The organism is Flavobacterium sp. T50_26, from assembly GCF_057652995.1.
The window spans coordinates 52551-77526 of record NZ_JBYFCC010000016.1; the positions used below are offsets into that span (position 1 = coordinate 52551).

Below are 24976 nucleotides of genomic sequence, written 5' to 3' on the forward strand. Positions count from 1 at the left end.
TACGAAAACGTTAGAACATTGTAAAATTATTAGTGAAATATATCTTTTAGAAATCATTTTTTACAGAAATTCTGTTTTTTAGAAATTATTTTCAACAAAAAGCAATATTCAGCCATTAAAATACAAATATGGCAAAATTAGAAACCTAAATTATCAATATCGCAAAATCAATTCTGAAAAAGTTCTTCAAATCAGTTACTTTCGATGAGACTTTTACTTATCACTCCATTTTCGGAGTGGATTTTCGAAGAATTTGTACAATAATGTTGCCAATAGAAATGTAATTAGAAAATAACAAAGTGAATATAAATGTAATTGATTCATTGAAAGATTATCCGTAGGAAAATAAAATTGAAGCAACTGAAGAATTACACCATAATGAAGCAAATAAAGGGAATAGGAAATCAAACTAATAAAAGTAATCGGTTTATGAAGGAAAGTGAATGATGTTGATTTCCATTGTGATAAAATCGGAAGAAATAATAGACAAGTCAATGAAGTTAGCGGTAAATAGAAAATACTCCAAAAGTTTGGAAAAGCTTCAATTGTAAGTTGAAAAAAACCAACGCCAACAAACATAAATCCAAATAAAAGCATTCCTAAAAAGGCAAAAGGTAAACGGATTTTTTTCCAAAAAGCTAAACGATTTAATGAAATCCACGCGGCTAGAACTCCGATAAAAAAAGCATCTAAACGATAAATAACCAAAGCTTTTAGTTCTACATTCCACTGATCTAAAGTTATGTTTTGAGTTGTAAACGCATAATAAATTTTGGTGAAAACAAAGAATAACGCTAGTCCCAAAACGACTACAAGAAAAAACAATGGTTTATTGCTCGGCTTCACAATGGCTGTTTTGAGATAAAGAGCAATGAGAAGTAGTAAAAATGCAAACACACCAATTGAAACAGGCCACGATTCCGGGAAAAATGGCAACATCGTTGAACTGAAATTTTGAAGAAAGAAGAAATATTTCCACCAATCGGCTACGGCATACCCAACAATAAAACTAATGATAATATTTAAAATCAGAACAAAATAATAGTTTGGTAAAATTCGGAAGCTTCTTCGTTTGAGAAATTCTAGTACTTTTTTTATCGAAAAATCATTGTCTACATACAATTGATATAAAATTCTTCCCACCAAGAAACCACTTAAAACAAAGAAAATTTCTACTCCTAAAAAACCGGAAAATAGCCCAATTTGATAAATTAAACTTTGATTAGGTGGATAAATGGACAAACAATGTCCGAACATAATCATCAAAATGGCAGTTGTTCGCATAAAATCCAATCCAAAAATGTTATCGCTTAAAGATTTTTTTTCCATTTAGTTTAAAATTGGATACTCTGAAAGTATTAATTGGTTTTTCAAAATAAGTGTAAAAAAAGTAACCCATCGTAAACGTTATCAGCAGATAAACTAACGTAAAGATATGCAATTGAAGTATTGAAAAAGAACTCGTATCGATAAAATATTTCATCAAATAAAGCACAATACTGTAATGAATTAAATAAACAGAATACGATAAATTACACAAAAACGTAACTATTTTACTGAGTTTTTCCGAAGCCTTTTTCCATAAAAGTAGAGAAGGTAAAAAGCACAATACTATCAACGAAATGAATGGCAGAGCAACAATATTCCAAAACCAGGCGAGTGTATTCAAATTAAAAAACAAGAGCAAAATGATGAAAAAGAGAAGAAATAAAATTCCCATCAAAAACATCGAAAAACTTCTCTTTTGAAAAAAATCACTGTATTCTGTATAATAATAGCCGAATAAAATGCCAAACATCACCGAATCAATTCTAAAAATAACAACCGAACGAACTTCCGCTGTCCATTTTAGCAATGAAAATTCCGGATTTTCAATATGATAAATAATTTTCAAAACCACAGAAAGAATTAATAATCCATATACAATTAATAAAAAAAATGATTTTCTAAAGTTCAAACGGATTTGTTTCGCAAAAGCAAAAAGAATAAGTACAACTGAAACATAACTCAATTCTTTTATCGGTAAACTCCAAGATTCGGGAAACAAGGGCGGAATTGGTGTGGAAAAATTCTGAATAAACAAAAAATATTTCCACCAATCAGAAATCGAAAGTCCGACAAGAAGAGCAATACCAATGTTGATAAGCAGAATGAGATAATAGCTTGGTAAAATTCTAAACAATCGCCTTTTTACAAAATTGCTAACTTCTTTAAACGTGTATTGTTGATTTATAAATTGTTTTAAAATGATGCTCCCAACCAAATAGCCACTCAACATTAAAAACAGCTCAATTCCGATTAAACCTGAGAAATCTTGCATTTTTCCAATAATGCCATCAGATTGATAAATCCAAGAAATATGGGAGAAAAGCACCAATAAAATTGACAATGACCTGAGAAAATCTAATCCGAAAATTCTTTTCGACGCAACAATTTGATTATCAATCATAGAAATACTTAAATTTGCGGTCATGCGGAAAACAAAGATATATAAAATTTTATCACTGCTACTACTTCTCTCGATTGTGGGAGGATTGATTTGGTATGCACAATTATCTAACCGCCACAAGGCAATCGTGAAGACAACTTTGTTGCACAAAATCGGTTTGGTTGATAATGATTGGCAAGTGGAAAATAGTACAAAAGAGTACAAAATGCTATCGCCAACGTTTATTGTGGACGACATTTATAAATCGATGGAAGGACCAAAAGCATCCAATTATGTCATGCTTTCGCAGGATTCGACTTTGTTGTGGATTACCGGATTTAAAGTGATTGCACAAGATGCGAAAACCGGTGAAAAGATGTCGAATGATTTTATTTGTCATATGAATGTGGATATAAATGATTCGAAATATTATTCGAATTTTGGATTAGAAAATCGGATTGGCAAACAATATCCGAGATTAACTTCGCTTTCGCATGGCATGGAAACATTTGATTTTCCGGAAGGTTTTGGCGTACCGATGAAAGGAAATGATTTGCTTTTTGTAACGACGCAAACCTTGAATCACAACATAAAAGATGCGTATTATAAAGTGAAGCACCAAGTTTCCATCACTTATCAAGAAGATAAAAATATAAAACCATTGATGAGCAAAACGGCTTTTATTATGTTGCCGTATGACAAATATGATCCGTATAAAAGTCCGATTGATCCGGGTGCCGATTTTTGTATTCCGGTTGAAACCAAAAACCATAGCTACGACGATGGAAGTGGTAATAAATTATCCGGACATTGGGTTATTCCGATAGGAAAAAACACCTATCGAAGCAACATTAATCATCAATTAGAAATAAAGGATAGTTTACGATTGCATGCGGCAGCCATTCATGTGCATCCGTTTGCAACCCGAATTATGTTGTTTAATAAATCAACGCAAAAACCAGTGTTTACCAGTAAAGTAACCAATCATCAAAACCGAATTGGGTTAACTAACATTCAAAATTTTACTTCCAAAGAAGGAATTTGGTTGTATGAAAATCAGGAATATGAAATTGTGTTGGATGTAAACAATACGTCAAAAGAAGAACAAGATATGATGGGAAGTATGTTTTTGTTTTTTTATGATGAAGAAATGGATTTGATAGTGAATTCGAAAACTACTTCTGAACTGAAAAATTAACTAATTACTTTTTTTCTATCTCGTAAATTAGTCATTGGTTTTTCAAAAAAGCGATATAATAAATACGAAAAGACAAGTATTAACAACCAATACGTTAAAGTATAAGTCAATAAAGAAATACCTGTTAAATGATCGGAAGGTAAAATGACTTTCATACTATGCAAAATGATTGTATAATGTAAAAGATAAATACTGTACGACAAAAGGCTGAGTAAAGTAATGATTTTTAAAACCCACATCGATTGAATTTTAATCGTAAACAAAAAAGGCATTAAACAACAAATCGCAGCGGAATTTAGAGATAAGTAAAATATATTGAAAAACCCCGGATTTGTTTCAAACGTAATTCCCCAATAGAAAATAAAGAGGTGAAGCGTAACTATTCCAAACATGCCAATTGTAAAAAGCAACTTATTAACTGTTAGATTTATTGGAAAATTCACATAAAGGTAAAAAGCCAAAAACCCATAATAAATTGCATCCAATCGATAGACTGATACTTTTCTGAGGTTTTCATTCCATTCATAAATTGAAGCCAATTCATGTGTTGAATGAAACCAAAATCGAATTAAAATTACAACGGTTATGATGAAACACGTAATCCATAAAAATAGTTTTTTTCGATTCAAGTTTGGAAAAAAGCGAATCATCAAATAAAGTAAAACCGGTCCGAGGATATAACAAAACTGTTCCACCGACAAACTCCATGATATTCTTGAAAAGTCGGGAGAATGTGAGAAAAAGTTTTGAAGATAAACAAAATACAACCCAATTTTTTCAGGGATTTTTCCGTAGATTAAATACCAAAGAATGATATTTATGATTAAAACAAGATAGTAATTTGGAAGTGTTCTAAACCATCTTCGTTTCCAGAATTCGCGGACATCTTTAAATGAAAAATCATCCTTTTGAATAATTCGGTAGATAATTTTTCCTATCAAAAAACCACTGATTACAAAAAATATTTCAACGCCAATCGTTGCCGTAAAATTCATGAACCATTTGATGTAAGGTGGATAGTTTTCACTTATCCATAGCGAATGCGAAAAGACAACCAAAAATATGGCTATGGCTCGAGCTAAATCTAACCCGGGAACTCTTTTTTCAAGCTCGATGTTGAGTCCAAACATTTCCGAGTAGTTTGGGTTGGTTTAGTATAACTTTTCAATTATTTTTTCAATCGTAAGTCCTTCTGCATCGGCTTTGTAGTTTTTCACTACACGATGACGCAGAATTCCTTCGGCCACAGCCTTAACATCTTCGATATCGGGTGAAAATTTACCATTAAAAGCAGCATGAGCTTTTGCAGCTAAAATAAGGTTTTGCGAAGCTCTTGGTCCCGCACCCCAATCGATATAATTTTTGATAAAATCGGTAGCTAAATTACTCTCCGGACGTGTTTTGGTAACTAAAGTCACAGCATATTCAATTACATTATCTGCAACAGGAATTCGACGGATTAAGTGTTGAAAATCAATGATTTCCTGAGCTGTAAACAACGGACTTACAACCGGTTTATCATCAGAGGTGGTGCTTTTTACCACCTGAACTTCTTCGGCAAACGACGGATAATCTAATTTTATAGAAAACATAAAACGGTCTAATTGAGCTTCCGGCAACGGATAGGTTCCCTCCTGCTCAATTGGGTTTTGGGTTGCCAACACAAAATAAGGTAAACTCAATTTATAGTTGTGTCCGGCAATCGTTACAGCACGTTCTTGCATAGCTTCTAAAAGAGCTGCTTGCGTTTTTGGTGGTGTACGGTTAATCTCATCGGCCAAAATAATATTAGAAAATATTGGCCCTTTAATGAATTTGAAAGTTCTGTTTTCATCTAAAATTTCGCTTCCCAAAATATCAGACGGCATTAAATCCGGTGTAAACTGAATTCGCTTAAAATCTAATCCCAATGCCTGAGCAATCGTATTAACCATCAATGTTTTTGCCAAACCGGGAACGCCAACTAAAAGTGCGTGACCTCCGGAAAAAATACTCAACAAAATCTGATCAACCACAAGGTCTTGCCCCACAATGATTTTAGAAATTTCTTGTTTTAGGTCTTTTCTCTTTTGAACTAAATTTTGAATTGCAGTTACGTCAGACATAATGATGATGGTATAGATTTAAGAAATTCGATAAAATTATTTTTTTAACCAGTTATTCATGAACTGGCAATTTCGGTAATCTCCGTTAATTTTGATATAAGTTTCTAATATTTTTTCGTTAGACCATTTCCCAATGGCTTCAAATTGTTTCTCTTTTAAAGCTAAATCTTTTATTTTGATATAATCAATAGCATAATCGGCTGTGTGAGAATCGATTCTATTGGTTACCATCAATAATTTATATCTTTTTTTACCGGTTGGATCTTCGTCTAAAATCGCTACAGAAACTTCTTTTTCTTTTAAATTAGAAACTTGAGAATAAAGAGCCGGGTCCATTTTGGTTAACTCAAATTTTGAATCCATTGTTTTTGGGTTTAACAATACACCACCATTTGCTTTGGTTTCTTTTTCATCTGATAATGTTCTGGCAGCATCAGCAAAAGTTAATTCACCATCCATAATTCGTTGACGAACTAGTTGTGCTTTTTCTTTTGCTTCTTTTAAAGCATCATCAGAAACTTTAGGAGAAAGCAAAATATGTCTTAAATCTACTTCTTGACCTCTAATTTTTTCGACTAAGATAATATGATAGCCAAATTCTGTTTCAAATGGTTTCGAAATTTCTCCTTCGTTTAAACTAAAAGCAACTTCTTTAAATTCTTTTACAAATTGGGTTTTTCTATTCATTTTATAAAAACCACCACTTGATCTTGAACCTGGATCTTCTGAATATAATACTGCTCTGGTTCTAAAACTAGCTCCGTTATTTATGACATCGTTTCTAATTTCATTTAATCTATCTATCACTTTTTGCTTTTCATCCTGCGTGATTTTCGGCTCAATAACAATTTGTGAAACTTCCATTTCTGCTCCAAAAGTGGGTAATTCTTCGCTTGGTATTTTTTTGAAGAATGTACGCACCTCTTCCGGCGTAATTTCTACTTCTTCAACCACTTTGTTACGCATTTCGGTTGAAAGTTTGTTTTGTTTTAATACATCAAAAAAGAAAGAACGAAATTCTTCTTCATTTTTTTTGTTGTAGAATTTAAGCATTTTTTCTACAGATCCAATTTGACCCACCATATAACCAATACGTTCTTCCATCATATTGCTTATTTCTGAATCTTTTACCACGATTGTACTGTCTTGCAAGGCTTGATGAGCATATAAACGATCTTCCATCAACTTTCCTAACAATTCACATCTTGAAACGTTTTCAATAGAAATTCCTTGACTGGAAAGTTCAACATATTCCATATCAATATCAGAATCTAAAATAATATACTCGCCAACAGTTGCAATAATCCCGTCTATTTTTTTCCTTTTAAAAGGTTGAACAGAATCTTTTTTTACCGGAGCATCTTCGGCTATAATTTCTTGTGCTTCGCTTGAAAATGCAAAAGAAACCAGAAGAATAAAGGTTATTGCAATTTTATTTATAAATTTCATATTTGTTGTTTTTAATAGCGTCATCGGTGATTTCCTTCTCAAATTTTTTAATTAAATCTAGTTTTCTTTTGTTTATTATTAATTCTTTTATAGTTGGTTTTACATACTCAAACGGACTAACTTGATTTTTATCAATGACACTTTTTATTTTAACAAAAAAAACATTCAATGAATCCGGTTGCTGTATTGATTTTCCTTGCACAATAAACTCTTCACGGTTTTCTGGAGTTATAAAAGGCAGTTTTCTGTAAATTTGGTTCATTTCTACCCAAACTGAATCATTTAGAGCTGAACTTTTAAATTGTAATTGATAGGTTTCCCAAAACTTGCTATCACTTTTTTTACCATCAAAAAACTTACTTTTTATAAGATCAAATTTTGGATGATCCTTGGGCAAGTTAATATATTTCAATCGAATCAATGAGCCATTTGTTCTAAAATTATCTTTATTTTCGTTGTAATACGATTTTATTTCTGCAATGGAAACCACTGTATCTACTTCTCTAATTACAATTTGTTCCAAATAAGCTTTTGTATACAAATCAACTTTATATTGTTGAATGAGTTTATCAAATTCTTCTTGTTGTTCTTTATCAATATTTATTTCCGCAGCTTTAATCAGCAATTTTTGAGTTGCCCAGCGATCAATAAAATTGTGAACAATTGAAATACTGTCTTCCTTTGACGTTCCTTCTGAAACCAAATCTAACAAATCACTTTTAAACAAATAACTTTCGCCAACTCTTGCAACAGCTTGTGGTTTTTCTTCCGGCTTAAAATAGGAGCACGAAACAAAAACAAAATACAACACTACAATTGCAAGTGGTTTGTTCATTATTTTTTTATTTGCTTTTTCACTTCTTCAAAAACATCTTTGTTAACGGTTACTTTAAATTCTTGCTTCAAATTGGAGACCCAATTTTCTTCTAAATATTGCTGATAATCATTTATAACTCTTCCTTTGCATTCGTCCAATGTTTTGGTTCCTGCTTCTTTTATTTCGTTAACTTGAACAACATAATAATAATTGCCTTCTTTAGCTACTGGTGAAAGACCTTTGTTGAACGGAATTGTTTTTGGCAAAGCTTCATTTCCTTCTTCAAAAACACCCGAGGTAGCCATGACATTAATAACGCCACTTGTATTTAATGCTGCTTTTATTTCGTCAACATTTTTTCCTTGTTTTACTAATTTATGTGCTTTTTTAGCAATGTCTGCTTTGGTAGACGATATTATAAGTAGGTCGTATCTTTTTTTCCACATATACTTTCCTGTATTTGCTTTGTAAAAAGCTTCTAATCCTAACGTATCTGTTTTTGATTTTTCCCAAATTTCTTTCTCCATCAAATCAAAAAGCAATAAACCATCGCGGTATTCTTCCATAACGGCGGCAAATTCAGGAAATTCGTTTTCTAAATTATCGTTATAATATTGATTTAATTGAGTATCAACAAAAGTTGAATAATGAAAATCAACCAATTTTGCAACCGGTTTTGGTTGGTTTGGATTTTTTTGTTGTGAAAGAAGATAGTTCAAAAACTGGGTTCCTGATATTTTTGTTTTTCCGAAAGAGATTAACTCTCCATCAAACGCTTTTGTTTGAGAAGGCAATTCCCAAGTTGATTCATAATATTTATCTGTTACTGATTTTTTGATTTTAGTATACAAAGCTTCATTGCGTTTTACAGGATACTTCGTTCTTAATTTTTCGTTCAACGATTCCGTAATTTTTCTGGAACGTTCGTCACGGCTGATTTTGGTTTCCATATCCGCTTTGGCTTCTTCAAACGTTTTTACCGGATGCTTTTCAATTAATTTCATAATGTGCCATCCAAATTGTGATTGAAATGGTTTTGAAATTTCCTTTGGCGTTTGTAATGAAAAAGCAACGGTTTCAAATTCTTCTGAACTCAATTGACCTGAACCAAAACGATTTAAAACGCCTCCTTTTGCAGAAGATGATTTGTCTTGAGAAAATTGTTTTGCTAACGCCTCAAACTCTTCGCCTTGCTGAATTTTAGTGTAAATCTCGTTAATAGTGGTTCTATTCTTTTCTGTTGCTTCAGGATTTTCTTCGGCAGGATTCATTAACATAATGTGAGCAACTGTAACATCACCTCTATTATCACGAACATCATTTACTTTTATTAAATGATAACCAAATCGGGTACGTACCGGTTTAGATACTTCACCAGGTTTAGTGTTGTAAGCAGCAGTTTCAAAAGGATAAACCATTCTAAAGGCTGAAAAATAACCCAAATCACCTTTATTTTCTTTAGCACTGGGATCTTGAGAATATTGTTGAGCAAGTGCTCCAAAATCTTCACCATTATCGGCACGCTTTTTCAACTCTAAAATTTGTTTATAAACAACCAATGTATCTTCCGGCTTGGCATTTTCATCTAGAGTTAACAATAAATGTGATGCTTTAATTTCTTTTAAAGATCGAGCATAACCCTCTTCTAGCAATTCTTTTGTTACTTTTGAATCTGTTAAATAATTTTTAGAAAGTTGTGTGCGATAGGATTTTAATTCGTTTTGGTATTTGGAATTGTTTTGCAACCCTAATTTATTCGCCTTATTGATTTTTAATTTATAACCCACAAAAAGTTCTAAATAATGGTCTAAATCCTTTTGCGACTCATCTTTAACAAGATCTAGATTTTTGTTGTAAACACGAACAAATTCATCCGTATAATAAGAATTTTCATCAACTGTAAAGAGCACTTTTTTTGGCGTTTGAGCAAATGCAAAAACAGAAAAAAGAATTGAAATTCCAAGACAAAAATGTTTTTTATTCATTTTCAAAAAATTTAAGTAAAGATTTATATCTATTGGCCATAGTTTCACCTATAGCAACCCACAAAATTAACAATTCAGATACATTATACAAGAATCGTTGCTACTATTAACAAAAATTTATTAACGAAAAATGTTTATACTTTTTTGGCTAAGAAATAGTATTTTTGCAAACCTTTAAAAAGAGATATGAGTTTTACAGAAGAAATCAAGCGAAGAAGAACTTTCGGAATTATTTCGCATCCCGATGCCGGAAAAACAACGTTAACAGAAAAACTGTTGCTTTTTGGTGGAGCGATTCAGGAAGCGGGTGCCGTTAAAAACAATAAAATAAAAAAAGGAGCTACTTCTGACTTTATGGAAATTGAACGTCAACGTGGAATTTCCGTGGCTACGTCGGTACTTGCTTTTAATTATAAAGACAAGAAAATCAACATCTTAGACACGCCCGGTCACAAAGATTTTGCCGAAGACACCTTTAGAACTTTAACTGCGGTTGATAGTGTAATTGTTGTAATCGATGTTGCAAAAGGTGTTGAGGAACAAACTGAAAAGTTGGTAGAAGTCTGTCGTATGCGTAACATTCCGATGATTGTTTTTATCAATAAATTGGACCGTGAAGGAAAAGATGCGTTTGATTTGATGGACGAAGTGGAACAAAAACTAAAACTTAGAGTAACACCATTGAGTTTTCCTATTGGAATGGGATATGATTTTCAAGGAATTTATAATCTTTGGGAAAAGAACATCAACCTTTTTAGTGGTGATAGCAGAAAAAATATTGAAGATACAATTGCGTTTTCCGATATAAACAATCCTGAATTAGATAAAATTGTTGGCGAAAAAGCAGCAATTAAACTACGAGAAGAACTGGAATTGATTGATGAAGTCTATCCTCCTTTTTCACGAGAAGAATATTTGGAAGGTGATTTGCAACCTGTGTTTTTTGGTTCGGCTTTAAATAATTTTGGCGTTCGCGAATTGTTGGATTGTTTCATTGAAATTGCTCCTTCTCCCCGACCAAAACATTCCGACACCCGCTTGGTTGAGCCAACAGAACAAAAAATGTCTGGATTTGTGTTTAAAATTCATGCTAATATGGACCCAAAACACCGAGACAGATTAGCTTTTATTAAAATTGTTTCCGGAACGTTTGAACGTAATAAACCGTATTCGCACGTGCGATTGAATAAAAGTTTAAAGTTTTCTAGTCCGAATGCCTTTTTTGCAGAGAAGAAAGAGATTGTTGATATTTCCTATCCGGGTGATATTGTAGGTTTGCATGATACAGGAAATTTCAAAATCGGTGATACGTTAACAGAAGGAGAAGTGATGAATTTTAAAGGAGTGCCGAGTTTTTCACCGGAACATTTTAGATACATCAATAATGCCGATCCAATGAAATCTAAACAATTGGAAAAAGGAATTGACCAATTAATGGATGAGGGTGTTGCACAGTTGTTTACATTAGAAATGAATAACCGAAAAATTATTGGTACAGTTGGAGCACTTCAGTATGAAGTTATTCAATACAGACTGGAACATGAGTACGGAGCAAAATGCTCCTACGAAAATTTTCCTGCACATAAAGCCTGCTGGATTAAACCAGAAGATTCTAAGAATGAGGAATTTGCAGAATTCAAAAGAATTAAACAAAAATTTTTAGCTCATGACAAATATGGTCAACTGGTTTTTTTGGCCGATTCTGAATTTACAATTCAAATGACAAAAAGCAAATTTCCAACAGTAAAAATGTTTTTTACATCGGAAATGGAATAGATTTTGTTATTGTTAGATTGTTAATGTAGAATTAATTTTACATTATATTTAATGAAAAAACACATTTATTTGTTCTTTTTTGGAAAATCATTTATATATTTGCAACTTATAAAACATTGATATGAAAAGTATTTACAAAATTTACATCCTTACATTTTTATTGTTGTCTGACTTTGTTATTTTTGCCCAACCCGGTGATGATGATGGAAGCGGAGGACTAGAAGGTGATGATACACCTGCAGCTCCTATTGACAGTAAACTTATTTGGTTGGCAATAGTAAGTGTTTTATTCGCTTTTTATTATTTTAACAAAAGAGCTCACAAAACAGAATAATAGCTACCCCTTTTTAGGGGTTTTTTTATACAATTTTTACACTACTACTTTACTATTTTGATATTCTTCAGTAAAAAAAAGACGCTTCTAAAAGAATTAATTCCAGATAATTTTGTTGATATTCATTCTCATCTTATTCCAGGCATTGATGATGGGGCTAAAACTGTAGAAGATTCTTTAAATCTAGTTAATGAACTAAAAAAAATTGGATTCAAACAATTTATTACCACACCTCATGTTTTGCCACATGTTTGGAATAATAACAGAACTACAATTCAACAAGGTGAAAAAGTAGTAGTAGATGCGTCCGAATCTTTAGGTGAAAAAATTAATTTTAGTGCTGCAGCAGAATACATGTTGGATAGCACACTTTTTGAAAACTTAAAAGAGGAAAGATTATTAACCCTGAAAGACAACTACCTTTTAATTGAAATGTCTTACTTAAATCCACCAATTCAATTGATGGATTATATTTACATGCTTCAGGTGGAAGGCTATACACCCATTTTAGCACATCCTGAACGTTACTTGTTTTATCATCAAAATTTTGAAGATTATTTGAAGTTAAAAAAAGCAGGGTGTCTTTTTCAATTAAATCTGCTTTCAACTGTTGGTTATTATGGAAATCATATTGCTGAAATTAGTAATAAATTATTAAAAAAAGGAGTAATTGATTTTGTTGGTTCCGATGTTCATCACCAAAAACATGTAAATGCTTTTAACAGCAATATAGTAGTAAAAGAAATGGCTCCTTTAAAAGAAGCCATTCAAAACAATCAATTATTTCGTTTTTCTGTTTAAAATACTTTTATACCAAGGCGTATTCTTTTCATCTTTCATATCAACTCCACCATAGCCGTAACCATAGCCATAACCGTAACCATAACCATAACCATAGCCATAACCATAGGTTTTAGCTGGATCGGTTCCGTTTAAAATCATAGCCATATTGGGCAATTTGTGATCCTTATTTAGTGATTTTGGTATCAGCAACGAGTGTTTTTTCAAATAATTTGCTCTAACTACATAGATAAATACATCGGCAAATTTGCTAACCAATAATGTATCTGTCACTAAACTAACCGGAGCAGTGTCAACAACAATATAATCATACTCTGATTTTAATCGATCAAATAAATCGGCTATTTTTTTACTGTTCAATAATTCAGCAGGGTTTGGCGGAATGACTCCGGAAGGCATTACCCAAAAATCTTTGTGGCCTTGTTGTTGAAAGATAATATCTTCAACTTTCAATTTATCGTTAGACAAATAATTACTAAGTCCAACATTTCCCTTTATTTTAATATATTCTGTAATTTTAGGATGCCTTAAATCCATACCAATTAAGAGCACTTTTTTACCGTATAAAGATAATGTACTAGCTATATTTACAGCAACAAATGTCTTTCCTTCTTTGGGAATTGTAGACGTTACAAATATGGTTTTTGCTTTATTTTCTGCGGTTGAAGCTAGCATAAAATCAAGATTAGCCAATAAAATCCTAAAAGATTCTGCAGTACTGGATCTACTGTCTGACGTCATGATTTCATCACTTGTTTCAGACAATGGAATATCGCCAAGGAAAGGGAGATTCAAATGTTTTTCTAGTTCTGTTCTAGAATGAATTTTTGTATCCAACATCTGGGCAATATAAATAATCAAAAACGGAATTAATAAACCAATTACTAACGCTATTAAATATATATTTCGCTTATTAGGAGAAACTACTCCTAATGAATAAGCTGTATCGATAACTTTTGCCTTGGGAGATGTTACAGCCATTGTAATAGCGGTTTCTTCTTGCTTTTGACGGAGATATAAATACAATGATTCTTTTATATTTTGTTGACGTTCAATGTTTCTGTATTTTCTATCTAAAGAGGGTACTTTAGATACTTTATTGCTAAATTTGCTTTCTTGTTGAAACAATTGATTTTTTTCAATGTTGAGCGAACTTTGCAAATTGCGAAGACTTTGCTGAATTGTATTTCGTAACTCTGCAATTTGTTGATTATAACTAATTACGTTAGGATGATTAGCCGAAGTACTTTTTAACAGATTATTTCGAGCTAATACTAACCCATTATATTGAGTAATCATTGCAGAAGATGCGTTTTCAGTAGGAATTATGTTTTCCGGAATAGTTTGTTCATTGCCAATATTTCTGATTGAACCAATCATGTATTCAACAACTTTCAAATCTTTTCCATTCTTGGCTATTGCTTTTTCATATTCAGACGAAGTAGTTAAATTAATTTCAGCATCAGTAACCAAATTTGTTAAACGATTTTCTTGTTTAAATCGTTCTGCACTTCGTTCTACAGTATCTAGTTCTCCGGTAATAATGCCTAATCGTTCGTTAATAAAGTCTTGGGTGTTCTTTGCAACTAAATTTTTATCATTCAAAGCATCTTCATTAAACTGAATGACTAAATTGTTCAAATAGTCAATTCCTTTAGACTGCACGGGATCAACAACAGACAATTCAATTATACTTGTTTTTTCACCCAAAGTTTGAACCGTTAATTTATTTTTATACTGAATCGCAGAATTTAATATAGGGCTAATTTTGATAATGATAGCGTTATCATATTTTGATTCAATACTTTTTTGTTTGATGGCAACACGGCCTAACGGAGAAGTAAAAAATTCACCAAAAGTATGCACTTCACTTTTTGAGGATTCATTAAATGAAATTTCAAATTGATTGTCTTCTACATATTTGAAATGAAATTCACCCCTTTTTGATTGTGCATCAAGTTCGCTTTCAAAAACAAGTTCAATAGGCGACTCATCATACAATTCAGGCGTTAAAATTCTTCCTTCTGCATAATAAGAAATATTGAATTTAAGTGCTTTTACGGTGTTTTGAGACAAAACCCTTGAACGAAACATTTCAATTTCATTTTCCAGATTACTCTTTTTAACACCTAAAATACCCAAATCACTAAATGCATCCAGCTCGGAAGCTGTACCTTTTTTGTCATCTTTTATTAACAGAGTTGTGGTTAATCCATATTGCGGAATCTGGTACCGCAAATAAATGTAAGCACTAGTTAGCGTAAGAAGAACACACAGCAAAAACCATTTCCAATTTTTTAGATAACGATACAATTGCTCAGTGGGGTTAATTTTGGAATCAACTAATTCTGGGTTAGTAGAAAATTGTTGCATGTTTTATTTTGTTAATAAGATAATTGTTGTTAATGCAAAACCCAAGACAGAAATACCGGCCAAAATATTTGGACCAATTGCCGTAGAATTAATCCTACGTTGATTAGGCTCAATATAAACAACATCATTTTGTGAGAGATAATAATAGGGTGAATTAACAATGTCAGGATTAGTCATATCCAAACGAAAAGATGTTTTAACCCCTTGATTTTCTCTTAAAATCAAAACGTTTTCTCTTTTTCCAAACAAAGTCATATCACCTGCCATGGCTAACGCTTCCGGAAGTGTGATTCTTTCACTGGTTAAAGTAAAAGTACCTGGATTATTTACTTCTCCTAATACAGAAATTTTATAATTCATGATTCGCATATTAATGACCGGATCTTTCACATAGTCAGAAATTTTAGAACGCAATAATTCGATTACCTGAACTCTGTTTAAGCCTGTTACTTTTAAATCTCCTAAAACGGGAAATTGAATAAAGCCTGCATTATTTACAAGATAAGTTGAACGTTGCAGTTGCATGGCATTGGCTCCAACTCCTCCTTCACCTTGACCAAGATTAAAAGGCTCTGAAGCTTTAGGATCTAAAGTAGACACTTGAATAAAAAGTACATCATCAGTTTTAATTAAAGGCTCATAGTTAGAATTACTACTAGATTCTCCTCCACTTATGCCTTGAAAGTAAACAACTTCCTTTTTAGGAACACAAGAACTTAAAACGAATAATAAAGAAAGGCAAAAAAAGATTAAATTTTTATTCATAGGGTAGACATATAATTATAAATAGGTAAGAATTTCAATAGTAAGGTTTTAATAAATTATTTTCTGATATCTAATTCTTCAAAAATTGAATTCATACTTTTAAATTCCGGTACAATTCTTTTCATTTTTGAAACAATAACATCATTTGATTTTAGGTGAGCATCAATAACTAAATCTTCTACTAAATCACTCACAACATCAAACTCATCACATATTTCCTGAGCAATCATTATTTTTTCATGATGCGTAGCTAGGTTTTTTGCAGAATTGTTTAGTAATTCTTCATATAGTTTTTCGCCGGGTCTCAATCCAACTATTTTGATTTTAATCTCTTTATCAGGCGTATATCCGGCTAAGCGAATCATTTTTTTGGCTAAATCAATAATTTTAACGGGTTGCCCCATATCGAATATAAAAATTTCTCCTCCTTTTCCCATAGCTCCAGCCTCCAAAACTAATTGACATGCTTCGGGAATTGTCATAAAATAACGAATTATCTCAGGATGTGTAATTGTAATTGGTCCGCCTTCTTGAATTTGTTTAGTAAAAAGTGGTACAACAGAACCATTGGATCCTAACACATTTCCAAAACGAGTAGTGATAAATTTGGTGTGGTTTTTTTCAGAATTTTTTTGATGTTTAAAATGCATCGATTGAACATACATTTCTGCAATTCGTTTGCTGGCTCCCATAACGCTGCTTGGGTTTACAGCTTTATCCGTTGAAATCATTACAAAACGTTCTGCTTTATACTTGTGAGCCAAATCGGCCACATTTTTGGTTCCCATTACATTAGTATAAATGGCTTGTGCCGGATTTTCTTCCATCAAAGGCACATGCTTATAAGCAGCGGCATGATAAACAACATCCGGTTTATACTTAATAAATTTCTTTTCTAAATACTCAAAATTTCGAATGTCGCCAACCAAACATCGTACCGGACAATTACTATTTATAGTAGCAATTTCAAGATTTAAACTATGCAATGGTGTTTCGGCCTGATCTAATAAAACCAATAATTTAGGATCAAAACTCAAGATTTGACGTACAATTTCGCTTCCAATAGAACCTGCTGCCCCTGTAATTAATACGGTTTTACCTTTCAGTTGATTAGAGATGGAATTTGTATCTAAAACAATCGGTTTTCGTTCCAGTAAATCTTGAATTTCAAAATTCTTGATGTTTTTTGAAATTTCTTTTTCGTTTTCCCAATCGGTAACAAGCGGAATGGTTAATACTTTATAATTGTAGTCAATGCATTCATCAACAATTTGTGATCGTTCTTCTTTATTAAGGCTTTTATCAGCAATAATTAATGCTTCCGCTTTGTTAAGACGCATTAAAACAGGAATTCTTCGTTTGAATTGAAGAATGGGTAAGTCTAAAATTCGTTTAGTGTTATTTTGATTTTTTTTATCGATAAAACCAATCAACTTAAAACGCTGCGGAACTTCTGATTTTAAAGCGTTTGCAACAGCAATTGCATTGGCATCTGTTCCGTAAATCAGGGCATTAACTTTGGGTCCTTCTTGCGAAACGGTAAAATATTTTTCAAATACTTGCTTTACTACTACGCGATAAAAAAACAATAAGCAAAAAGATAAAATGGCTTGAATAAAAATACCAGTATTTAGATAAATTTTCTGATAACCACTAACAAGAAAAATAAAATTAAAAACCGCAAAAAAGCCTAAAACAGACGATTGCGAAAAAAACAATTTTAACGCATCAATATAAGATGAATGCCTGATAATTCCAGAATAGGTTCTAAACAACCAGAAAAAGAAAACATTAACAATAGCATACAAGGGTATAGCTATTAGAAAATTCTCAGCACGAACATAATAAAATCGTTGGTCTACTCCGTTTAGAAAAATATAGGTTACCAAACCGGCAAACATTACAAACGAAAGATCCAGTAATAGTACAACCCATCTTGGTAAATAACCTAGATTTTTTAAACTAAAACTCAACCTTAAATTAGTAAAGTAATTTAACAAGTCGTTAATTAAATTGTTTTTTTCTTTCAAAATTTATAAATTACCTGATATTTCAACACGTAAAAATACGATTTATTTTTATTAATCTTAAAAATTTCTTAATTTTTAAAAACTTGGTTTACTAATGCAGTAATCCTGGTTCTATCTTCATCAGACAAATTGGATCCAGAAGGTAGACATAGTCCGTTTGAAAATAATTCTTCAGAAACTTTTCCCCCATAATAGGGATACTTTTCAAAAATGGGTTGCATATGCATAGGTTTCCATAAGGGTCTACACTCAATGTTTTCTGCTTCCATTGCTAAACGAAGTTTTTCTCTAGTTACTCCGTTACTTTTTGCTTCATCAATTACAATACAAGAAAGCCAATGATTAGAAAAATAATGTTCATTGGGTTCAGAAAAAACATGAACACCTTCTATCGAAGAAAAAAGATCTTGATAAAATGTGTGCATTTTTCTTCGCAAATCAACATGCTCATCGAGCACTTCCATTTGACCACGTCCAATACCGGCACAAATGTTACTCAATCTGTAATTGTATCCAATTTCACTGTGTTGATAATGTGGAGCCGCATCTCTGGCTTGTGTGGCCAAAAAAACAGTTTTTTCTTTATCTTCCTTGGTCGAAGTCACCAAAGCACCTCCACCGGAAGTGGTTATAATTTTATTTCCATTAAATGATAAAGCGGCTAGTTGACCAAAAGTACCACATTTTTTCCCGTAGTAGGTACTTCCTAAAGCTTCTGCACTGTCTTCTAAAACCGGAATACCATATTTTTTTGAAACCGCCATTACCTCATCCACTTTAAATGGCATTCCATACAAATGAACAGCAATAATAGCTTTTGGCTTTTTACCTTTAGCTATTCGGTCAACAATAGCTTCTTCTAAAGCAACGGGACAAATATTCCATGTTTCTGTTTCACTATCAACAAAAACGGGTGTTGCACCAAGATACGCAATCGGATTTGCAGAGGCAGAAAAAGTCATGCTTTGACAAATAACCTCATCACCCGGTTGAACATCTAATAATATCAAACCCAAATGCAAAGCCGCTGTTCCTGAACTCAAAGCAGCTACAAATCGATCGGCTTGAATATATTTTTCTAAATCTTCTTCAAAACCGGTAACGTTGGGTCCTAGTGGTGCTACCCAATTGGCATCAAATGCTTCTTTAACAAATTTTTGTTCGCTTCCTCCCATATGTGGAGACGAAAGCCATATTTTTGGTTTATTCATCTTTTGAATTGTATTTTATAATTTTTCCTGGCACACCCACTACAACAGCATAATCGGGCACATCATTAATAACTACTGTTCCGGCACCAATTGTAGCCCATTTTCCTATTGTAACACCTTGTATCACGGTTGCTCCAATACCTACGTGTGTTCCTTCTCCAACCGATACACTTCCTGCAAGGGAAACACCTGGTGAAAGGTGAACAAAATCATCAATAAAACAATCGTGTTCTACTATTGAACCCGTATTAATTATGCAATGTTTCCCAATGGAAACTTGCGGATTAACAATTACTCCGGCCATGATAACGCTACCTTCGCTTATTTGATGATAAGACGACAAAATAGCTGTTGGGTGAATGGCTTTTATAAATGGTTTAGTACTAATGGCTGCTAATTTTTTTCTAATTTTATTATTTCCTATTGATAAAATCATTCCGGTTGCAGTGAACTCTTCCATTTTAGAGGAGTGATAGACCGGTACTGATAATAATTGTTCTTCCTTAGGATTATCATCAAAAAAAGCAACAACTTCACAATGAGCTGCTAACAACAAATCTGCGATTACTTTTCCGTGACCGCTTGCACCGTAAAGAATAACTTTAATTGCCATGAAACGGTTCAATTGTGGCTGCATCGGCAGCGTTAATACCTTCTTTTTTTATTACTTTCAAAACGGTTTTAAATAGTATTTTTATATCCAACCAAAAACTTATATTGTCAACATACCAAACATCATATTCAAACTTTTTATCCCACGAAATAGCATTTCTACCATTCACTTGTGCCCATCCGGTAATGCCGGGTTTTACCTCATGTCGACGATTTTGAAAATCATCATACAGATGCAAATAATGCGTTAAAAGTGGCCGAGGTCCAATTAAACTCATTTCTCCTTTTAACACATTGATTAACTGAGGAATCTCATCCAACGAAGTTTTGCGAACAATTGAACCTACTGTGGTTAAACGATCTACATCCGGTAATAAATTTCCTTTTGCATCGCGTTTATCATTCATTGTTTTAAACTTGATGATATGAAAAATTTTTCCATTCTTCCCCGGTCTGGGTTGAATAAAGAATGGTTTCCCTTGATTGGCAAAATAAAGAAAAATAATTGTGAGTATAACTATCGGAGATAGTAGAATTAATCCTACTGAAGCAGCGACAAAATCTAATAACCCTTTTAAATATGTTTTATACATACGGATGATAAGGTGTCAATTTTAGTGCAAAAGTAGTGAAATAGGATGGGATTAAGCCGATTAAACTATTCATTTTACATTTTCTTTACTTTTGTTGTTGCTTGATACTCTTTCAACAAAGCTCGCCAAACAACATTTTGCTCATACCGATTTACAATCATTAATCGTGCATTGTCTTGTAGATGCTGATAAAGAACAGTGTCTTCCATAACGGCAGTCATGACATCCAGTAAAATTTTTTCGTCCTTAACCGGAATGATTAGTCCATTTTCTTTGGAAACAATTATCTCATTACAGCCATTTATGTTTGTTACAATAGAAGGTAATTCCATTGCTCCCGCTTGCATGACCACATTCGGAAAGCCCTCGCGATAACTTGGAAACACCAAACAGTTAGAAATAGAAAGATACAGTCGTACATCTTGCTGATAGCCTACCGAAATTATTTCTTTCACATTTTCAATAGCCTCAAGTGTACTGGGGAGAAGCGGATCTAACTCTGACTCCAAAGGACCAACTAAAATTAATTTGGCTGTGGGATGATTTATTTTTAACTTTCTAAAAGCCGCAACCATTTCATTAATTCCTTTATCAGTAACCAATCGCCCTACAAACACAAAAACAAAGTCGTTTTGCTCAATGCCTAATTGATTTTTCAACGCTTCCTTTTGAGCAAATGAAAAATGGGTATTGGAAAAAAATGTTGTATTGATTCCATTTGTGCTTCCGTTAGCTAAAACTTTTAATTTTTGACGGTCACAATAGTTGTTTTTCAAAATTATATCATACAAACCTTTTGAGTTGGGATAAACTTTAGTTGCAAATCGGTAAGTCAATTTCTCAACAAAATCCAATATCTTTCGTTTATTTCCGGTTTCTTCCAACAAAGGCAGTCCGGCAACAGTGTGAAATCGATGTGGAACCCTGGCTAAAAAAGCGGCCATCATACCAACAATTCCGGCTTTAGGCGTGTGTGAATGCACAATTTCAGGTTTCGTTTTTAATAAAAATAAAGTAAGTTTTATAACCGCAATTAAATCGTTTAGTGGAGTGATTTTTCTGGTCATTTCTAAGTGATGCGTAGACACACCTTCTCTAGCCCCTATTTTTTCTAAGTATTCTTTTTCAGAAGAAACGGCAATAACATCATAGTGTTCTTGCATAAACTTTAGTTGTCCTTCCAACAATTTGTCTAAAGATAAAGGAACGGTAGTAATGCGAATTAATTTAGGCTTTGTTGTTTTCAATAGATTGATTTTTTTGAATTGTATGCAGCAACCACAAAATAGCCGCAACCATAAAAGGAGCATACATCAGTTTAGTTCTCATAAAAATGCCAAAATTTGCATAACGAAAGATATATACGCTTCCGCAGTACAAACTTAAAAAAACGGCAGTAGACCACCACAAGGGCCACTGTATATTTTTATTTTTTTTCCAATAGCGAACTACCAAATAAACAAATAAAAGGTGCAAAAGTAAATAAAGTAGATTTTCAAAACCGGCTAACCATCCTTTCAAATTGTTGACCTCGCCAATAAATGGTCTAAAATAAAAGGAAACCAACCGATAAAATAGCGAGTAGTCTTCCATAGGAACATAGGTTCCAGAACGTTCGAACGACAAAACTGATCCTTTGTTAAACCGAACAATTCTATCCCAATCCAAATAACGAATTTGCGAAAGTTGTAAAACCATATAACCCAAAATGCCACTGGCGGAAATCCCAAAAAATACCCATGTAAGTTTTCTTCTAACGTGGTCTTTACTAAAAATCATGTAACTTGTTCCAAAAGCAAACAATAGCAATAAAGCAACATGAGGTCTGATAATTAATAACAAAATAGAACAAATGATAAACGTTAAAGACACTGATTTGTATTTTGAAATCGTCATAAAAATCTGTACCAAGCACATAAAAAGCAGGGGTTCTTTTCCTAAACCGGCTGTCCAGTAATGTAAACCGGGCCAAAACGCAAGAATAGACAACAAGTTAATGTTTCCAATAGATAGCGAAGAATCTGTTAGGGTTTGCAACCACTTTATAAAGTGTAAAATAGCAAAATAACCCAATAAACCATGGAGTAAAAATCCACCCCAAAAAGGAATACCAAGTAAGATAAAAGGGTAATTAAGCCAAACGATAAAATCGGTGCCGTATGAAAAGAAATCAAACCAAGTGTAGTGAGAAATATCGAAATTTTGAGCCCAGTAATAATGTGCATCAGAATGACCTTTTTGCACTCGTTCTTGCCAAGAAAAAAAAACAAAAAGTAAATGCCAACCCAAAAGAAGCCATTTAAAACCCGATGACTCCGGTTTATTTAAAAAAACTGGTATTTTTTTATTGAATAAACGCAAACTAGTAAAGTTTAGCAGATAAATCGGCCATTGTTACCGATTCAAATCCAAATGTAGCCTGCAAATGCGAATACCATTTAGCAATTTCTTGTAGAGCTTCCATTGATTCTTTTGGGTGATTGCCAAAATTATGCGGATGCCACCATAAATGATAGATTTCGCCTCGCTTGGCTGCCGTAAGCATTTCGCTTTTAATTCTGTTCAATCGCAGCGAATTAAGTAGTCCAACGCCATGATGCGGTCGCAAAAACCTACTGGCAGGTTGTGCAGTTACAATACCTTCTTTCACCTTTTCTGAAGTGTATGATTTGGAACCCAAAGGCAAATAGGCATCACCGGTTCGAAACAATTTTGTTAGTAATGAGGCGTTTGCTGTATCTTTCCAATACCAATCATCCGGGTTAGAACGAAGCTGCGTAATGTTTCGCGTAGCACAAATTTTAATGTAGTCTTCATTCCACTGATTACGAGGAAAAACCAATGAACGTAGGCTAACACCAACCTGATTGGCCATTTTAATAGCCAAATCTAAATCGTGTTCAAATTGAGCTAAGGTTTGACCTTCTTCCAAACAATAATAATGAGAATAAGTGTGTGTTGCTAGTTCCTGATTAGGGGTTTGAATTATTTGTTGAATTAAATCCGGTGCAAAAAAATAACGATCAAAACCAGCCGATTGATGAGCCAAACCATAGGCATAGGCATCTAATTTGGTGTTTGCGTAGGTAGGCTTTTGTTCAGGTTGATTAGAAAGCCATTCTTCCCAGTTTTTGTTAAACAACATTCCCACAGTGGCCCATGTTACTGCTATCGTATGCTTTTCAAAACAGTGCAATAATTGCGGAATAACGGTAAGTGTATTTTCAAAATAGGCTTGTTTTTGCTCTATTTCAATATGATCAAAAATACCCCATACCAACTCAAAATCCAACGATATAACAAACTTCCCTTTCATGATTTATGTATGTTGTGGTGAATTGGCAAGCTTTTGCTGTCTATCATATTCTTCTTGAGCCAGAAAATAATAGATAACAAAAAAAGCAAAATACATCACCATTGATTTTTGCCGCATAATGATACCTAAATTCGACATAACAAACGTCATGGCAAATGAGGTTAATAAAAAGGCAATGGCTGACATCTTAACCATATAAACCGATTTTCGGAAAAACCGAAGAAATCGTTTATTCATGATTTTGAAAAACAGCAAGAGATAAATAAAATTCTCGGCTGAACTAAAAATACCTAAAAATCCGGGCGAATCTACAAACAGTGGTCTAAACCAAAATGTAAAAAGCTTAAATGGCAACGGATAGTTACTCATAGCAACACCAGAACCTGCACTTTCTGACAATCCTTGTGAACGAGCATCGGCAAAGCTCTCAAAATCAGAGATTACATTTTCTGAATTCTCCAGTTTTGCAACGGCTAAGATTGAATTACTGGCAGCTGCTAAAAACCCAATGGAAGCTACAGCAATCACCACTTTTAAAGCTGTGCTTATTCTATCTCTTCCAAACCAAAGTCCAACCATAACGGCCACTAACATAAAAAGCATTACGTGCGGACGAACCATATAAACGAAAAAACCTCCTAACAAAAGCAAAAACCATCGTCCGGTAGGGTTTTTTACAGCATACGTAAATATCATTAATCCCATAAATATAACGGAACCTTTTCCTAACGAAACAGTCCAAAAGTGCATATTGGGAAAAAACAAAATTAAAGTCAATAAGTCAAATCGTCCGAAAACTTTTATATCCAAAGGAATATTTTCACGCATAAATAAATAGGCATACACAAACCCTATATAGCCAAACCATGAAAAAATGAGCATCAATGATTCATAAGACAGTCCAGACTGCACAAAAGGAGAAGCTAAAAAATTGATGAAATTGGTGCCTGATTCAAATAATTCAAACCAATCATTACCAATCTGACTAGCTACATAATAATAATGTAAAGAATCAGAAGGATTAAAAAGTGTGTACGTGTAGTAAACTAAAAAAAATAGCAAATGATAGAAAAACAAATAATTCATTAACTTTTTATCAAAAAAAGCATGTTTTTGGGCAAGGCTATTCAACAACACTTGTGTTGCTAAAATAATGACCAAAAAAATAATGATACTATCCATT

General features: G+C 33.0%; 21 protein-coding genes. 4 read left to right on the plus strand and 17 right to left on the minus strand.

Annotation, left to right across the window (positions count from 1 at the left end):
- Window positions 1-213: 213 nt before the first annotated feature.
- Entirely contained in the window at window positions 214-1329 is a 1116-nt protein-coding gene (locus AC23MC_RS10855; RefSeq protein WP_487568368.1) for an acyltransferase family protein, read from the minus strand.
- A complete protein-coding gene (locus AC23MC_RS10860; RefSeq protein WP_487568367.1) occupies window positions 1304-2473 on the minus strand; it encodes an acyltransferase family protein in 1170 nt (389 codons plus the stop codon). The genes AC23MC_RS10855 and AC23MC_RS10860 overlap by 26 nt, the downstream gene beginning before the upstream one ends.
- Between AC23MC_RS10860 and AC23MC_RS10865 the strand changes: the two genes are divergently transcribed.
- Window positions 2472-3626: a hypothetical protein gene (locus AC23MC_RS10865; RefSeq protein ID WP_487568366.1), complete on the plus strand. Its 1155-nt coding sequence runs from the start codon at window positions 2472-2474 to the stop codon at window positions 3624-3626. The two genes, AC23MC_RS10860 and AC23MC_RS10865, sit on opposite strands and share 2 nt — an antisense overlap.
- Here AC23MC_RS10865 and AC23MC_RS10870 read toward each other — a convergent pair.
- Genes AC23MC_RS10870 through AC23MC_RS10890 form a run of 5 tightly spaced genes read right to left on the minus strand, consistent with a single transcriptional unit; the run spans window position 3623 to window position 9982 of the window.
- Window positions 3623-4756 carry an acyltransferase family protein gene (locus AC23MC_RS10870; protein ID WP_487568365.1) on the minus strand — a complete coding sequence of 378 codons (1134 nt, stop codon included), beginning with the start codon at window positions 4754-4756 and terminating at the stop codon, window positions 3623-3625. The genes AC23MC_RS10865 and AC23MC_RS10870 overlap by 4 nt on opposite strands.
- Before the next feature lie 21 nt (window positions 4757-4777).
- Entirely contained in the window at window positions 4778-5731 is a 954-nt protein-coding gene (locus tag AC23MC_RS10875) for an AAA family ATPase (RefSeq protein WP_487568364.1), read from the minus strand.
- Between the two features lie 36 nt (window positions 5732-5767).
- A complete protein-coding gene (locus tag AC23MC_RS10880; RefSeq protein WP_487568363.1) occupies window positions 5768-7180 on the minus strand; it encodes a peptidylprolyl isomerase in 1413 nt (470 codons plus the stop codon).
- A complete protein-coding gene (locus AC23MC_RS10885) occupies window positions 7164-8015 on the minus strand; it encodes a hypothetical protein (RefSeq protein WP_487568362.1) in 852 nt (283 codons plus the stop codon). Before AC23MC_RS10885 ends, AC23MC_RS10880 begins: the two co-directional genes overlap by 17 nt.
- Window positions 8015-9982 (minus strand): peptidylprolyl isomerase, encoded by a 1968-nt coding sequence (locus AC23MC_RS10890; protein ID WP_487568361.1) that lies wholly within the window; start codon window positions 9980-9982, stop codon window positions 8015-8017. The genes AC23MC_RS10885 and AC23MC_RS10890 overlap by 1 nt, the downstream gene beginning before the upstream one ends.
- Window positions 9983-10168: 186 nt before the next feature.
- On the opposite strand from AC23MC_RS10890, the gene AC23MC_RS10895 reads away from it, so the two are divergent.
- The 3 genes from AC23MC_RS10895 (at window position 10169) to AC23MC_RS10905 (ending at window position 12893) form a co-directional block, all read left to right on the plus strand.
- Window positions 10169-11758 (plus strand): peptide chain release factor 3, encoded by a 1590-nt coding sequence (locus AC23MC_RS10895; RefSeq protein WP_487568360.1) that lies wholly within the window; start codon window positions 10169-10171, stop codon window positions 11756-11758.
- A gap of 121 nt (window positions 11759-11879) precedes the next feature.
- Window positions 11880-12092 carry a signal peptidase gene (locus AC23MC_RS10900; RefSeq protein WP_487568359.1) on the plus strand — a complete coding sequence of 71 codons (213 nt, stop codon included), beginning with the start codon at window positions 11880-11882 and terminating at the stop codon, window positions 12090-12092.
- Between the two features lie 57 nt (window positions 12093-12149).
- Window positions 12150-12893, plus strand: a complete 744-nt coding sequence (locus AC23MC_RS10905; protein WP_487568358.1) for a tyrosine-protein phosphatase — start codon at window positions 12150-12152, stop codon at window positions 12891-12893.
- On the opposite strand, the gene AC23MC_RS10910 is transcribed toward AC23MC_RS10905, so the two are convergent.
- The 10 genes from AC23MC_RS10910 to AC23MC_RS10955 form a co-directional block, all read right to left on the minus strand.
- Window positions 12873-15266 carry a GumC family protein gene (locus AC23MC_RS10910; RefSeq protein WP_487568357.1) on the minus strand — a complete coding sequence of 798 codons (2394 nt, stop codon included), beginning with the start codon at window positions 15264-15266 and terminating at the stop codon, window positions 12873-12875. The genes AC23MC_RS10905 and AC23MC_RS10910 overlap by 21 nt on opposite strands.
- A gap of 3 nt (window positions 15267-15269) precedes the next feature.
- The gene (locus AC23MC_RS10915; RefSeq protein ID WP_487568356.1) at window positions 15270-16031 is read right to left on the minus strand and encodes a polysaccharide biosynthesis/export family protein; all 762 of its coding nucleotides are present in this window, start codon (window positions 16029-16031) and stop codon (window positions 15270-15272) included.
- 56 nt (window positions 16032-16087) lie between these two features.
- Window positions 16088-18061: a polysaccharide biosynthesis protein gene (locus AC23MC_RS10920; RefSeq protein WP_487568355.1), complete on the minus strand. Its 1974-nt coding sequence runs from the start codon at window positions 18059-18061 to the stop codon at window positions 16088-16090.
- Between the two features lie 68 nt (window positions 18062-18129).
- Window positions 18130-19272: a DegT/DnrJ/EryC1/StrS family aminotransferase gene (locus AC23MC_RS10925; RefSeq protein ID WP_487568354.1), complete on the minus strand. Its 1143-nt coding sequence runs from the start codon at window positions 19270-19272 to the stop codon at window positions 18130-18132.
- Window positions 19265-19885 (minus strand): acetyltransferase, encoded by a 621-nt coding sequence (locus AC23MC_RS10930; protein ID WP_487568353.1) that lies wholly within the window; start codon window positions 19883-19885, stop codon window positions 19265-19267. Before AC23MC_RS10930 ends, AC23MC_RS10925 begins: the two co-directional genes overlap by 8 nt.
- Entirely contained in the window at window positions 19875-20477 is a 603-nt protein-coding gene (locus AC23MC_RS10935; RefSeq protein ID WP_487568352.1) for a sugar transferase, read from the minus strand. The genes AC23MC_RS10930 and AC23MC_RS10935 overlap by 11 nt, the downstream gene beginning before the upstream one ends.
- Window positions 20478-20551: 74 nt before the next feature.
- Window positions 20552-21724, minus strand: a complete 1173-nt coding sequence (locus AC23MC_RS10940) for a glycosyltransferase family 4 protein (RefSeq protein ID WP_487568351.1) — start codon at window positions 21722-21724, stop codon at window positions 20552-20554.
- Window positions 21705-22766: a hypothetical protein gene (locus AC23MC_RS10945; RefSeq protein ID WP_487568350.1), complete on the minus strand. Its 1062-nt coding sequence runs from the start codon at window positions 22764-22766 to the stop codon at window positions 21705-21707. Before AC23MC_RS10945 ends, AC23MC_RS10940 begins: the two co-directional genes overlap by 20 nt.
- A gap of 73 nt (window positions 22767-22839) precedes the next feature.
- Window positions 22840-23793: a polysaccharide deacetylase family protein gene (locus AC23MC_RS10950; protein ID WP_487568349.1), complete on the minus strand. Its 954-nt coding sequence runs from the start codon at window positions 23791-23793 to the stop codon at window positions 22840-22842.
- 3 nt (window positions 23794-23796) lie between these two features.
- Complete coding sequence (locus AC23MC_RS10955) at window positions 23797-24975, minus strand: hypothetical protein (protein ID WP_487568348.1); 1179 nt, start codon at window positions 24973-24975, stop codon at window positions 23797-23799.
- Between the last annotated feature and the right edge of the window lies 1 nt (window position 24976).